Origin of the sequence: Niveibacterium sp. COAC-50 (assembly GCF_013184235.1) — a bacterium.
GTDB lineage: Bacteria > Pseudomonadota > Gammaproteobacteria > Burkholderiales > Rhodocyclaceae > Niveibacterium > Niveibacterium microcysteis.
On sequence record NZ_JABCJM010000006.1, the window covers coordinates 193,454 to 207,835 of the forward strand.

General features: G+C 63.8%; 11 protein-coding genes. 4 read left to right on the forward strand and 7 right to left on the reverse strand.

Features of this window, described 5'->3' with window-relative positions; genetic code table 11:
- Window positions 1-161: 161 nt before the first annotated feature.
- Window positions 162-1,028: a ThiF family adenylyltransferase gene (locus HH302_RS19310; RefSeq protein ID WP_172204173.1), complete on the reverse strand. Its 867-nt coding sequence runs from the start codon at window positions 1,026-1,028 to the stop codon at window positions 162-164.
- A gap of 154 nt (window positions 1,029-1,182) precedes the next feature.
- Here HH302_RS19310 and HH302_RS19315 point away from each other — a divergent pair, with 154 nt between their 5' ends.
- Window positions 1,183-1,941 carry a PEP-CTERM/exosortase system-associated acyltransferase gene (locus tag HH302_RS19315; protein WP_172204117.1) on the forward strand — a complete coding sequence of 253 codons (759 nt, stop codon included), beginning with the start codon at window positions 1,183-1,185 and terminating at the stop codon, window positions 1,939-1,941.
- A 4-nt stretch (window positions 1,942-1,945) separates the two neighbouring features.
- Here the strand turns inward: HH302_RS19315 and mnhG are convergent, their stop codons facing one another.
- The 6 genes from mnhG to HH302_RS19345 are packed head-to-tail and all read right to left on the reverse strand — an operon-like array spanning window position 1,946 to window position 7,518.
- On the reverse strand, window positions 1,946-2,251 hold the full coding sequence (gene mnhG, locus HH302_RS19320) for a monovalent cation/H(+) antiporter subunit G (protein ID WP_172204119.1): 306 nt from the start codon (window positions 2,249-2,251) through the stop codon (window positions 1,946-1,948).
- Entirely contained in the window at window positions 2,235-2,519 is a 285-nt protein-coding gene (locus tag HH302_RS19325; RefSeq protein ID WP_172204129.1) for a monovalent cation/H+ antiporter complex subunit F, read from the reverse strand. The genes mnhG and HH302_RS19325 overlap by 17 nt, the downstream gene beginning before the upstream one ends.
- Window positions 2,516-2,998 (reverse strand): Na+/H+ antiporter subunit E, encoded by a 483-nt coding sequence (locus tag HH302_RS22805; RefSeq protein ID WP_172204131.1) that lies wholly within the window; start codon window positions 2,996-2,998, stop codon window positions 2,516-2,518. The genes HH302_RS19325 and HH302_RS22805 overlap by 4 nt, the downstream gene beginning before the upstream one ends.
- Complete coding sequence (locus tag HH302_RS22810) at window positions 2,995-4,443, reverse strand: proton-conducting transporter membrane subunit (RefSeq protein WP_172204133.1); 1,449 nt, start codon at window positions 4,441-4,443, stop codon at window positions 2,995-2,997. Before HH302_RS22810 ends, HH302_RS22805 begins: the two co-directional genes overlap by 4 nt.
- Before the next feature lie 4 nt (window positions 4,444-4,447).
- On the reverse strand, window positions 4,448-4,780 hold the full coding sequence (locus HH302_RS19340) for a Na+/H+ antiporter subunit C (RefSeq protein ID WP_172204135.1): 333 nt from the start codon (window positions 4,778-4,780) through the stop codon (window positions 4,448-4,450).
- Complete coding sequence (locus HH302_RS19345) at window positions 4,777-7,518, reverse strand: monovalent cation/H+ antiporter subunit A (protein WP_172204137.1); 2,742 nt, start codon at window positions 7,516-7,518, stop codon at window positions 4,777-4,779. The genes HH302_RS19340 and HH302_RS19345 overlap by 4 nt, the downstream gene beginning before the upstream one ends.
- A 595-nt stretch (window positions 7,519-8,113) precedes the next feature.
- On the opposite strand from HH302_RS19345, the gene HH302_RS19350 reads away from it, so the two are divergent.
- From HH302_RS19350 to HH302_RS19360, 3 genes are all read left to right on the forward strand, one after another.
- Window positions 8,114-9,379, forward strand: coding sequence for a glucan 1,4-alpha-maltotetraohydrolase domain-containing protein (locus HH302_RS19350; protein ID WP_172204139.1), 1,266 nt, complete (start codon window positions 8,114-8,116; stop codon window positions 9,377-9,379).
- 187 nt (window positions 9,380-9,566) lie between these two features.
- Window positions 9,567-11,462, forward strand: a complete 1,896-nt coding sequence (locus HH302_RS22540) for a glucan 1,4-alpha-maltotetraohydrolase domain-containing protein (RefSeq protein WP_216661989.1) — start codon at window positions 9,567-9,569, stop codon at window positions 11,460-11,462.
- Window positions 11,463-11,611: 149 nt separating this feature from the next.
- Window positions 11,612-14,335, forward strand: a complete 2,724-nt coding sequence (locus tag HH302_RS19360) for an alpha-amylase family glycosyl hydrolase (RefSeq protein WP_216661990.1) — start codon at window positions 11,612-11,614, stop codon at window positions 14,333-14,335.
- Window positions 14,336-14,382 lie beyond the last annotated feature (47 nt).

The window sequence follows — 14,382 nt, forward strand, 5'->3', positions numbered from 1 at the left end:
CCGTCGTAGAGCTATAAGCAACCGGTGTGCCACGTTTTAGCCGATCTTGCGATTCTTTGATTTATCAAACACTTAGAGAGCTCAAAAACCGCGCTCGACAGATCACGCTCAAGTTCAAATCCGGTGGCTGTAAGGCCTGCCGACACCCACCGGATCGCAGGCTAAGCGGACTTGGCCAACATGCGCGCGCCGATGCGGATCGCCAAGCGCTGCAAGGGATTCCGATGCCCACCGGGTCGCCAGGTGCGCACCAAGCGGTTGGTGTAGGCATCGAAGTGATAACCCCACGGCGCGCCGCGGACGCCGCCGCGATTGAGGATCAGCTTGAGTGTCTCGGTTGCAGCGGCGCCAGCGCACAGCATGCAACCCATGACGGTGGACGGCCCTTTGCGATCCTTGAGACTGATACGGTTCGGCTCAACCAGGTAGTCGTTGTGCAAACGACGAGGGGCAAGCCCAACCAGGAAGCGAAGCGCCTTTTCAGTGTCGGATCGCCCCTCGAAGCCAAAATAGTCCTCAAAACTCATGCCACCCGGCAAGAACACCAGCACTGAGGTTCCCATCCCGAGCGGAGCAGCAGTCACTGCCGGTATGCCGAGCCGGTGGCAAGTCGCGAAAGCGAGCTGGCGAGCCTTGAAGGCAAAGAAGTCGAGGCCATCGACATAGACCGATGCCCCGTCCAGAAAGGCCTCGATGTTCGACTCATCGACGCCCTTCGGAAACACGCGGATGTCGGCCTCAGGATTGATGTCCTTGGTCATCGCAGTGATGACTTCCGCTTTTTGCTTGCCAACGGTGCTGACCATGGCACCGGCTTGACGGTTGAAGTTCGGGTAGTCGAAGGCGTCGAAATCAGCGATCGAGAACTTGCCGACCCCAAGACGCGCGAGCGTCGTGACGTGGAAGCCTCCGACCCCCCCGAGACCCGCGACGGCAACGCGCGCGTTACGCAACCGAGCCTGCTCGGCTTCGGTCGTCCAGCCGAGGTTGCGCGAGAACGCGTTGTCGTAATCAAAACCTGACGCCATACTTTGATTCATTTCTGACGCTCCTCAAGTAATCAGCCGCACAGGCCGGCAAGCACATAGGCGCTCACGTCATCATAGCCTCACGTTAGCGGCGCATTAAGGCAATACGCCCGGCGATTGGCACAACAGAGCTTCCGCAGGCACGGAGACAAAGATGTCAGCCGAACTGGTTCCAGGCAATCTGGGTGATAGCTTCAGCAAGTATTTCGAGATCGTTCCGGCGCTCGACGACGCGGTTCGGCATGAGGCGTTTTACGTTCGCCATGAGGTGTATTGCAAGGATCTGCACTTCGAGGACGAGCGGGCGAACCGTGAGGAGACGGATGACTACGACGCCCAGTCCCTGCATTGCGTACTGCGGACGCGCGGCGAGCATGCGCGGCCGGTTGGCTGCACTCGGATGATCCTGGCCAATCCGGACGATCCGACAGCGCCGCTCCCGTTCGAGAAATACTGTGCCGCGACGCTCGATCGCTCGGTGATCGATCCGGCAGAACTCCCCCGCTCGGCGATTGCCGAGGTGTCCAGATTGGCCGTGGTCTCCGACTTCCGGCGCCGGAAAGATGAGCAGGACAAGCCGGTGTCGATCAGTGACGACGACTTCCGCTCGGGCGGCGCAACGCCTCGCTTCCCATTTATCCCGGTGAGTCTGTACCTCGCGTGCGTCGTCATTTCGCTGCGGGAAGGCATCGACCACTTGTTCGTGCTGACCGAGCCTCGGCTGGCGATGCACTTCGCGCGGATTGGTTTCGATATCCGCCAGATCGGCGGACCGATCGAACACCGCGGCAAACGCGTGCCGTCATACCTGCGGCCGGCCGTGATCAAACGCGACTTGAAGCCGATGATGCGGCCGCTGTATGACGTCGTAGACGCGTCGATAGCGCGGGCTTACGCCGCGGCGGGGCGTTAGGCGGTCACGCGTCGTCGCGCCTGGAGTCGGCCGAAGCCGCACGCGCCAGCATGTGAGCGCTGACCGGCGCTGTGATGAAGACAAAGCCAAGCGGTATCAGGTAGCGCAGGCTGAGCGGGCCATCAAGGAAGTAAAAGTGGATTGCCAGCGCAGCCAACGCGCAACCGGCACCAAGCGTGGCCGCCTTCGTTGGCGCATGCAGCCGCAGCATGAATTCGGGTAGCCGCACGAGGCCCCAGGCCCCAACCAAGGCAGCGAAGCCGCCCACCACCAACAGCACGGCGACGATAGCATCAGCCCAGATCGGCATCGCGCCCTCCCCGCGAACGAATCAGATAACGGGCCGCCGTCACGGTGCCGACAAAGCCAAGCATTGCGATGGCGAGCATGCCCTCGAAATTGAACGGATTGCCCGAGCTCATGCCGAGCACTGCAATCAGCGACAGCGCCACAACGTAAAGCGTATCAAGTGCCAACACGCGGTCGTGTGCCGCAGGCCCGCGCAGAAGGCGGACACCGCAGAGCAGCAGGGCAAGCAGATAGGCAAGCGCGGCGAACGGCAGAACCTGTGCGGTCATGCGTAGATCTCCAACAGCAAGGATTCATAGCGCGTCTTGATCGTCTGAGCCACGGCTTCTGCGTCGTCGGTATCCAGCACATGCACCTGGAGCCGCGCCGTCTTGACATCGTAGTCGACCGACAGAGTTCCCGGCGTTAGCGACACGATCGCTGCCAATGCCTGCACCCGCACGTCGTCCGGCAACGCGAGCGGCACGCTGATCCACGCGGGCTTCAGGTGGTCTGGGCGCGTCAGGACCAGCCAAGCCACGGCGAGATTCGACGCCGGAATGTCCCACGCCACGCGACCTATCAACCGAATGACGGGCACGATCCGAATGTGCGATTGAAGCGCACGCTTGGGGGCAAGCCAATACGCAATCAGGTAGGCCAAGGGAAGGCCGAGCAACATGTTGCCAACGGAGGCATCGCCTTGCAGCAACAGCCAGCCGGCCCAGAGGCCGATCACCCACGCGATCGACACGCGCCGGGCCGTCACGGCATCACCCCGACGGGGCGGGCACCAAGCACAGCGCGAACATAGGCGTTCGGGCTGGCAAGCCCCGCTGCCGCGGCCAAGGCATATCGCTGCACCGGCGCAGCAAAGACGGTGAGCGCCACCACACCGCCACACAGCCAGAGCAAGGCTAGACGTTCGACGCAGTGCGCCGGCCCGCCCACCGCACCTGCAGCCCTCAGGCCGGCGCGGGCAAAACCGATCACCAGCATGAGACTGGCCAGCAGCAACGCGACCGTAACCCACGCGAAGGCGGAGGACGCCAGCAACCCATGCAGCGCCTGGATCTTTGCAAGGAACGACGCGGCCGGCGGCAGCCCACCAGCGCACACGGCAGCGGCGAGCAACCAGAGTTTTGCGTTGCCGAGACGGCCGCGGGCGTGCAGATCCGCCACCAAGTACAACGCACTGGCACTGGCCGCGCTCGCAGGCAAGTACATCAACCCTGCCGCAAGCGTTTGCAAGGATCCGACGTTGAAGACAATCAGCAAGAACCCACTCGACCCAAGGACACCCCATGTAGCGACTTGAGTGAGCGAGAGGCTCGCAAGCGCGCCAAAACCCGCCAACAGCATCGTGCCAACACCGGCGAGCAGCACGCAGTTCGAAAAGCTACCGTCGTCAAGCGCCGGACCCCAGAGCGACGTTATGCGAAGTAGCGAATAGGCGCCGAGCTTGGTCAGCAAGGTAAACGCCGCCGCCGATACCGGCGAGATCCGGCCATAGGTTTGCGGAAGCCAGGCGCTGAGCGGCAGCGCCGCGGCCTTGAGCAGAAATACCACCGCCAACAGACCCGCACCGGCGCGCGCGAGCGGCTGGTCGGCCGGCGCAAGTGCCGGCAAACGCTGAGCTAGATCGGCAAAGGACAAACTCCCCGCAACGCCGTAGAGCAAGCCCGCAGCGATCAGGAACAGCGCGGATCCGGCCAGATTGATCGCGACGTAACGCAAGGTCGCGGCCGCTTCGCGCGGCCCCGCACCCAGCAGAGCCAAGCCGTACGACCCAACAAGCATGACCTCGAAAAACACGAAGAGGTTGAAGACGTCAGCAGTCAGGAAAGCCCCGTTGACACCCATCCACAGCACATGGAACAAGGGGTGTGTAAACGCGGCGCGGTCCTGGTCTCCCCCGACGATGAACACCAGCACGCCAAAGAGCACCCACGCTGTAGCCAGCACGGCCCATGCGCTCAGCCGATCCGCGAGCAACGCGATGCCGAATGGCGCTTGCCAGTTGCCCAACAGATAGACCGCATCGTTGCCGGATGCTGCCTGGGTGACGAGCGCCATGGCGGCAGCGAGCGTTGCCAGCGCACCAAGCACACTCAAAGTGCGGCCGAAACGCGGCAGCGCGAGTGTCAGGATCGCCGACAACAGCGGCAACGCGACCGGCGCAATCGTGAGATGGGCGCTGGAAAGAAACGCCACCGGCTCAGCCCTCCGCCGCGTCGGCACTGGGCCGCGCGCGTTTGATGGCGAGCGCCACGACCAACGCGGTCATCGCAAACCCGATCACGATGGCTGTCAGCACCAAAGCCTGTGGCAGCGGATCGACATGCGCGCTCAGGGTGACGGCGCCCTGCCCCGGCACGATCGGCGGCTTGTTGGCTGCCGGACGCCCCATGGCAAAGAGGAACAGGTTCACACCGTAGGACAGCAGCGTGATGCCCACGATCATGTCGAACACCCGGCCACGCATCAGGCAATACAGCGCGCACGCGACCAGCACGGCGATTGCCGATGCAAGCATCAGTTCAAGCGTCATCGGGCGGACTCCTTGCGGCCAAAGGCAAAGGCCAGGATCAACATCAGCGTGGCGCCGACCACCACAGCCATGACCCCCAGATCGAAGGCTGCCGCGCTCGCAAGCGGAACCTCGCCCACCCAGGGCAACACCGGGTGGCCAAAGGCGCTGGTGAGGAAGGGATAGCCCACCAGCAAACTCGCCGCGCCGGTCAGCCCCGCGATCGCCAGACCGGACGCCAACCAGCGCACCGGCCGTGCGTGCGGCGAGCGCCAGGTTCCGAGGGCAAGCGCCTCAAGCACCAAGCCGATGGCCAACAGCAAACCGGCCACGAAGCCACCGCCAGGCAGGTTGTGGCCCCGCAGGTACAGGTAGGCAGCAACAAGGCCCACGCAGGGCATGAGCAGCCGAACTGCCAGCGGCAACATGAATGAGCCGCGGAAACGCCCCAGCACGCCAGCCCGCTCGCGAGCCAGGAAGGCCCACACGATCAGCGCCGCTGCGGCCAGAACGGTGATCTCACCCAGGGTGTCGAAGCCACGGAAGTCAACGATGATCACGTTGACCGCGTTGGTGCCACCAGCCCCGCTCACGGCGTGCGTCAGGTGATAGTCGGATATGACCTCGGGCTTGCGCTGCATCGCTTCCCACGCCAGCCACCCAGCGCCGCCGCCGCCGGCCACGGCCAAGGCGATGTAGCGCATCCGCACGGCGAGTCGGCGCACTCTTGGCGCCTCGACCGGCAAGCGTTCGAGAGCCAGCAGCAGTAAGAGCACCGTCGCGACTTCAACGAACAATTGAGTCAGCGCCAGATCAGGGGCCGACAAGCCCGCAAAGGCAATCGCAACAGCCAGGCCCACCGCCCCCAAGAACAGCAATACCGTGACCGGCCGCACTCGGGTACTCACCGAAGCAACCGCGAAAACGATTCCGACCGTCCAGATCATCCACGCGCCTGTCACGGTCACCCCGGAAAAGGCCGGCCAGTGCGCAACGAAACCGCCTGAAACCAGCGGTAAAGCTGCCGCGAGCACCGCGGCGAACGCCAGGATGGCCATCTGCAGGCGCAGGCGGTCGCCCCGCATTTGCCGCACCAACATCCGCCCACTGCGCGCAAACGCCAGCAAGGTGCGCTCAAAAGCGAGGTAACCGGTCGGCGTCGGGTTAGCCTGGCCATGCAACCAGCGCCCACGCATCAAGCCAGCGTAGATCGCGACGCCCGCAATCAGCGCCACTGCGCTCATCGCCAGGGGTGCGTTGAAACCATGCCACAGCGCAAGCGAGTACTCGGGAAGCGAGCCACCAATTGCAGCTCGTGCGGCGGCAGCCAGCGGCTGGCCGAGGATGGGTTGCGGCATAAACCCGACTGCGACGCAGATCACCACGAGGATGGCGACCGGCAGCGCCATCCAGAGCGGCGGTTCGTGCGGCGTGCGCGGCAGGCCGACCGGCTCGCCGTTGAAGAAAACATCGTGGATGAAGCGAGATGAGTAGGCCACCCCGGCCGCCCCTGCCAGCAGCGCCGCCAGTGGCGCGAAGAAGGCGACGGGGTCATGCCCTTCCAGTGCCAACGCCTCGCCAAAGAACATCTCCTTCGAGAGGAAGCCGTTGAGCAAAGGCACGCCCGCCATGGCAGCCGCAGCGACGATGGCCAGCGAGCCGGTAAGCGGCATGTAGCGCCAAAGGCCGTTCACTTTGCGCAGATCGCGCGTGCCGCACTCGTGATCCACGATGCCTGCGGCCATGAACAGCGAGGCCTTGAAGGTCGCGTGGTTGATCACATGGAACACCGCCGCAACGATCGCGGTATCGGCCGAAAAACCGATCAACAAGGTGATGAGTCCGAGATGGCTGATCGTCGAATACGCCAGCAGACCCTTCAGGTCATGCTGGAAGACAGCAGCCACGCCGCCCAGCAACAAGGTGGTCGCGCCAACCGTACTCACAGCGAAAAACCAAGCCTCCGTGCCGGCCAGCGCCGGATAGAAGCGCAAAAGCAGGAAGATCCCGGCCTTTACGAGCGTGGCCGAATGCAGATAAGCCGAGACTGGCGTCGGCGCCGCCATCGCGCGCGCCAGCCAGAACTGGAATGGAAACTGCGCCGATTTGGTGAATGCGGCCAGCAGCACACAGGTGAGGATCCACGGATAGGCAGCATCGGCCCGCAACAGTTCGCCGCTGCGCAGCACGATGTCGAGGTCGTAGCTGCCGACCACACGCCCGATCAGCACGACGCCGGCCATCAATGCCACGCCGCCAAGCGCCGTGACCGACAGGGAAACCCGCGCGCCCCGGACCGCGCCTCGATCGGGCGCATTGAAGGCAATCAACAGGAACGACGCTACGCTGGTCAGTTCCCAGAACAACGCCAGCAACACGAGGTCGCCAGCCAGGACGACGCCCAGCATCGCCCCCATGAACGCGCACAGCAACGCAAAGAACCGCGGCAGGCGTGTGTCACCGGCAAGGTAGTAGCGGGCGTAGAGCATGACCAGCGCGCCGATGCCGCACACCAGCGCTGCGAAAAGCCATGCCAGGGCGTCGAGCCGCAAGGTCGCCGATACGCCCAGTGCAGGCAGCCACTCGATGGCCACCTTGAGCGGGGCGCCGGCAAGCACCCCGGGAGCTGTCTTTGCCAAGAGGGCCAGCAGCGCCACAGCGGACGATGCTGCCAGTGCAAAGGCGGCGCCACCGTTGCGCAGACGCGACACCAGCAGTGCAGCACACCAGGGCAGCAGGGCCATGAAAATTAGGGTCATGCGTCTCCGTTAGCGCGACAAACGACGGACAGCCAGGGCGGATCTTAGCTGCCTTAAAGGCGCTGGCACACCGGCCCAGTCAAACCAAGCCGCCACAAGTGCGCAGATATGACAAAGGAATTTACTTGCTTTTTTCGGATTTACGATATTTACTAATGAGACCATAAAGACGGCTCCCGTGAGGGCTGTCACCCGATGCCCTGTTTGCACACACGGGTCAGGCTCCAAGAGCCCGGCTGCGCGACGTGAGTGCGGATACCAGACAGGGCCGGCAACAAGTCGGAGTGTCATCAATGTTGCTTGAGCGTTACCGCGCGACGCAGTCGGCCATGCATGGGCCGTCGCATCAGCCCACCCGCCATCAGCGTCTTGCTGCAACCGTGCAGCTCGGCCGTGCCGCCCATTCCGGGCCACGCACCGCCACCAGACCGACACCCTGAATAACCGACCCGCTGCAGGCGATTTGGTTCGCCCGCAGTGTTGCATGACGAGGTTGTGCCAATGCCGCACAGCCCGAATCCACAGGCGTGCATGCGGTCAAGGCGACAACGCCCGCCCGCTGCCGTCGAAACAATCGACACCAAAGGAGATTTGGATGCAACAGCAATTCCGCGTACTGGGCGTTGCGCTCGCGCTCGCCGGTGCGTTTGCCACCTCTTCCGCCACCGCCGCAACCCAACAGGCTGGCGCCAGCAAAGCAATCCTGCTGCAAGGTTTTCACTGGAACTCCCCCAATTACACCGGCCCGAACTGGCTGCAGACGCTCGGCGGCAAGGCTGCCGACCTCAAGGACCTGGGCATCACCCACGTCTGGTTCCCGCCGGCATCGGACTCGGCTGACGCGAACGGCTACCTGCCGCGCCAGCTCAACATCCTGAGCAACAAGTACGGCACCGAGACCGATCTGAAGAATGCCGTCAACGCACTCAAAGGCCAGGGCATCAAGTCGATCGCCGACATCGTGATCAACCATCGTGTCGGTACGGCGAACTGGGCCGACTTCACGAACCCCACCTGGGATTGCCGCGCGGTCGTCAACAACGACGAGTGGACCGGCAAGTGCGGCAACGCAGATTCGGGTGACGGCTACGCATCCGCACGCGACGTCGACCACAGCCAGGCTTTTGTGCAGACCGACATCAAGGCCTGGATGGCCAAGCTGAAGGCCGACGGCTTCACCGGTATTCGCTATGACTACTCGAAGGGCTACGCCCCCAGCTACGCCAAGCTCTATCACGACGCCTTCGCGCCCGACTTCTGCGTTGGCGAAGTGTGGACCAACCTGGACTACAACAACGTCGACGCGCATCGCCAAGTGTTGATGAACTACATCAACGGCACCGGCAACACCTGCGCGGCGTTCGACTTCACCACCCACGGCCTGCTGGTGCAGGTGCTCAACAACAATGATTACTGGCGCCTGAAGGACAGCGCAGGCAAGCCGGCCGGTGCGATCGGCTGGTGGGGCCAGATGTCCGTGACCTTCGTGGACAACCACGACACCGGCCCGTCGGAAACCAGCACCACCGGTCAAAACCACTGGCCGGTTCCGGCCGGTTCGGTGATGCAGGGTTACGCCTACATCCTGACCCACCCGGGCATCCCGACGGTCTACTACCCGCACGTCTACAACTGGAACCTGCGCGCCGGCATCAAGTCGCTGATCCAGGCCCGCACCGCCGCCGGTGTGACGTCGACGTCGGCCGTCTCGATCCAGCAGGCCACCACCGGCCTCTACGCCGCAATCATCACCGGCACCACCGGCAAGCTTGCGATGAAGATCGGCCCGAACAGCTGGTCGCCCGGCACGGGCTGGACGCTGCTGACCTCCGGCACCAACTACGCCGTCTGGAAGCAGTAAGCGGCGCGGCCCGGGTGTAGCGCCTGCCCCGCCCGGGCCATTGAAACTTGCATTAACGAGGCTGCGCCAATGTCGCGCAGCCCAATACCAGGCCGACGTCAGCGTCCGCCGCGCGCCCCCGGCACCTTGTGCCTCGCGCAAGACGCATGACGTTCGGGCTCTTGTCACACACGAAGGAGACTTACCCATGAAGGTGCATCACCGCGTCGCCCTCACGGCGCTTGCAGTCAGCAGTGCATTGGCCTGCCTTTCCTCCGCACAGGCCGCCACCGAACAGGACAAGGCCAGCTCGGCGATCCTGTTCCAGGGTTTCCACTGGAATTCCGCCAACGGCAGCTGGTATGCCGATCTGCAGTCGAAGGCTGCCGACCTGAAGGCGCTAGGGATTACTCATGTCTGGTTCCCGCCGCCTTCGGACGCGGCATCCACGCAGGGCTATCTGCCGCGCCAGCTCAACGTGCTGAACTCCAGCTACGGCACCGAGACCGCGCTGACCGCAGCGACTTCGGCGCTGAACGCACAGGGCATCAAGAGCGTTGTCGACGTGGTGATCAACCATCGTGTCGGCACTGCAGGGTGGGCCGATTTCACCAACCCGACCTGGGATTGCCGCGCCGTCGTCAATAGTGACGAGTGGACCGGCAAATGCGGTAATGCCGACACTGGTGACGGCTACGCCGCTGCACGCGATATCGACCATACGCAGACCTTCGTCCAGAACGACATCAAGACCTGGCTGTCGTCGCGCCTCAAAGGTGCCGGCTTCACCGGCATCCGCTTCGACTATTCGAAGGGCTATGGCGCCAGCTACGCCGGCATGTACCAGGATGCAATGGCGGCTGACTTCTGCGTCGGCGAAGTGTGGACCAACCTCGACTACAACAACGTCGATGCCCATCGCCAACTGCTGATGAACTACGTCGACGGTTCGAGCGGCAAGTGCGGCGCATTCGACTTCACGACCAAGGGCCTGCTGAACCAGGCGCTGTCGGCGAACGAGTACTACCGCCTCAAGGACAGCAGCAGCAAGCCGGCCGGCGGCATCGGCTGGTGGCCAATGAAGATGATCACCTTCGTCGACAACCACGATACCGGCCCGTCGGAATCGTGCTCGGTTGGCCAGAACCACTGGCCGGTGCCGTGCGACAAGGTGATGCAGGGCTACGCCTACATCCTGACCCACCCGGGCGTGCCGACGGTGTACTACCCGCACGTGTACAACTGGGGCCTGAAGGCTGACATCAAGGCGCTGATCGATGCACGCAAGGCGGCCGGTATCACCTCGACCTCCGCAGTCTCGATCCAGCAGGCAGTCACCGGCCTCTACGCGGCAATCATCACTGGCACGAACTATCAGCTGGCGATGAAGATCGGCCCGAACAGCTGGGCGCCTTCGGGCACCTGGACGCAGGTTGCCTCCGGCGCCAACTACGCCGTGTGGAAGTCTGGTGGTGGCGACACGCAAGCGCCGACGGTGCCGACCAACCTCGCCAAGGGCACCGTCACCGCGACCAGCGTGCCGCTGACCTGGACCGCTTCGACCGACAACGTGGCTGTCACCGGCTATCGCGTCGCACGTAACGGCACCGCGCTGGGCACCACGACGAGCACCAGCTACACCGACAACACTGCAGTCGCCAACACCACCTACACCTATGCGGTGCAGGCGTATGACGCCGCGGGTAACACGTCGGCCTACAGCTCGCCGGCACTGTCGGTCACTACGCCGAATGGCGGCACCGGTTGCACTTCGGTGGCAGTGACCTTCAGCATCGCCAACGCCAACACGGTGGTCGGCCAGAACCTGTATGTCGTTGGCAACCAGACTGCCATCGGCAACTGGTCGCCGGCATCCTCGTTCGCGCTGACGATCCAGGGCACGGGTGCCAACGCGACCTGGTCCGGCACGGTGAATCTGCCGGCCGGCGCCGCCACGCAATACAAGTACGTGAAGTACAACCCGAGCACTGGCGCCACCGTCTGGGAAAGCAACCAGACCACCAGCAGCGGCAACCGCGAGTTCACGACGACGACCGTGTCGCCCTGCACCGCATCGCGCGCTGACGGCAACTTCAAGTTCTAAAGCAGTTTCAGCAGCAAACGCGGGGCGACTTGATCGCCCCGCTTTTTTTTCGCCCACCCGCGCAGCGGCGCCCCCCAAGTTCCGCGCCGCCGCGTTCGCAGCGAACGCCACACCACCCGGTGCGGCGCATCTACGAGGAGATGACTGTGTTGAGACCCATTGGAACGTTGCTGCTGCTCAGCGCTGCGGCAGCACCTTTCGCAGCCAGCGCAGACTGGTACTTCCGCGGCACCCCCAACGCCTGGGGCACCACCGCGATGACCGCCATGGGCGGTACGCTCTACCAGACCTGCCAGAGCTTCACGACCGGCGACGCCAACGGCGGCCCGCGCTTCAAGATCGACCGAACCGGCACCTGGACCGAGGCCTATCCGTCCGCCGACTACGGCGTGTCGGCCAACACCAGCTACACGATCAAGTTCTACAGCGACACCCACGCGATCAGCGTTACCCCCGTGGCGAGCTGTGCGCCGGATACCCAGCCGCCGACAACGCCCGGGGTGCCGACCAGCAGCACGGTGAACTACAACAGCGTCGCGCTGAGCTGGACAGCCTCGACCGATAACGTGGGTGTGGCCGGCTACAAGGTCGCCCGCAACGGCGCCCAGATCGGCACCACGACCTCCCCATCGTTCACCGACACCACCGTAGCGGCTTCAAGCGCCTACAGCTACGCGGTGGCGGCGTTTGACGCAGCCGGTAACGTATCCCCCTGGAGCAGCAGCCTCGCGGTGGTCACGCCCGCCGCCCCCCCGGAGTGGTACTTCCGCGGCACGGCGAACGCCTGGGGCAAGACCCAGATGACGGCGCTGGGCGGCACGCACTACCAGACCTGCCAGTACTTCGCCGGCGGCGACAGTGGCGGCGGCGCGCGCTTCAAGATCGACCGCTACGGCGACTGGACGCAGGCCTTCCCGGCCACCGACTACGCCGTGACGAGCCCGAAGAGCTACACGATCGATTTCTACAGCGACACCAAGGCCATCACTGCCACCCCGGTGGCCAGCTGCGGCACGCTGCCGGCCTCGGAAGCCACGACGCTCGGCGCCGAATGGTCTGCGACGAAGACAGTGTTCTCGCTCTGGTCGCCCGACAAGACCGATGTAAAGCTGGTACTCGATGGCGTCAGCTACCCGATGAAACGGGTCGCCGACTTCAACGGATACAGCGACGTCTATCAGGTCTCGGTAGCCGGCAACCAACACCTGAAGAAGTATTCCTTCCTGGTGAACGGCGTATCGGTGCGCGACCCCTACGGCAAAATGGTCGAACCCAACACGAACAACAACATCGTGATGGACATGAGCACCAGCGCGCTCGCCACCGGCTGGGCCGCCCGGCCAGCGCTGACCAATCGTGAAGACGCGATCATCTACGAGACGCATGTCCGCGATTTCACGATCAGCGCCAACTCCGGCGTATCGGCCGCGAACAAGGGCAAGTTCCTCGGCATGGTCGAAGCGGGCACCACCTTCAGCGGTGTGAAGACCGGCATCGACCATCTGAAGGAACTCGGCGTCACCCATGTCCAGCTGATGCCGGTGTATGACTTCGGCTCCTGCCCGCTGGTCACCGACACCGCCTGCTACAACTGGGGCTACGACCCGCGCAACTACAACGTGCCGGAAGAGCGCTATTCGCTGACGCCCTTCGATTACGTGAACCGGGCGAAAGAGTTCAAGCAGATGGTGGACGCCTTCCACAAGGCAGGCATTCGCGTCGTGATGGACGTGGTCTACAACCACACCTTCGCGAAGGAGATGTTCGATCCGATCACGAGCAAGTACTACACCGCGACCGACCTTTCGGGTACCGGCAACTCGATCGACGCAGACCAGCCGATGGTCAGCCGCATGATCCAGGATTCGCTCGAATACTGGGCGCGCGAGTACAACATCGACGGCTTCCGCTTCGATCTGATCGGCATCTTCAGCTACGCCGAAGTGCAGAAATGGGCGGACAACCTGAACACCAAGTTCCCGGACCGCAACCTGCTGATCTACGGCGAGCCGTGGAATGGCTACGCCACCGATACGAAGGAAGCGCAGCGGGTGCGCCTGGGTACGATCGGCCGCATCTGGAACAGCCATGTCGGCGTGTTCAATTCGAAGTTCCGCGAGGCGATCAAGGGCCAGAACGACAACGGTGGCTGCAACGCGGGCGATTGCTTCGCGTTCAACGCCAACCCGGACACCTGGCGCATCCAGGTCGGTAGCCGTGGCGCGATCCGTGCGACGAAGGACGCCAACATCACGATCGACACCTGGGATCCGATGTTCGCGATGGACCCGGAGCAGTCGATCAACTACGTCTCCGCCCACGACAACCTGACGCTGCGCGACAAGATCCTTGCATGGGGCACGCTCAACGGCGTCACCAACGCGAGCTACCTGCGCCGCATTCAGGACTTCGCCAACGGCGTGGTACTCACTGCACAGGGCATCCCCTTCCTGCACGGCGGCGAAGAGCTGCTGCGCACCAAGGGGGGCGACGCGAACAGCTACAAGTCGCCGGACTCGGTAAACCAGATCAACTGGCAGTGGAAGGTCGATAACGCCGACGTGTTCGCCTACTACAAGCAGATGGTGAACCTGCGCAAGGCCACCCCGGCACTGCGCCTCACCTCGTGGGACGCGATCAGCAGCTGCGTAACGACGACGCGCCCGCGCTATGGCGTAGTGGTCAACACGATCAGCGGCTGCGGCGTCACCGACACCATCGTGATCGAGAACTCGTCTGACAACTACACCCACGCGCTGCCCGCCGGCACGTGGACGGTGAAGGCTGAAAAGTCAGACGCCTCGGTTGCGCCACGCACGGTGAGCGGCACGGTGGTCGCCGAAGGCACGGCAGTGACGGTGCTCACGAAGTAACACCGCTGCGCGCATCAAGCAAAACGGCCGGGCATTGCCCGGCCGAT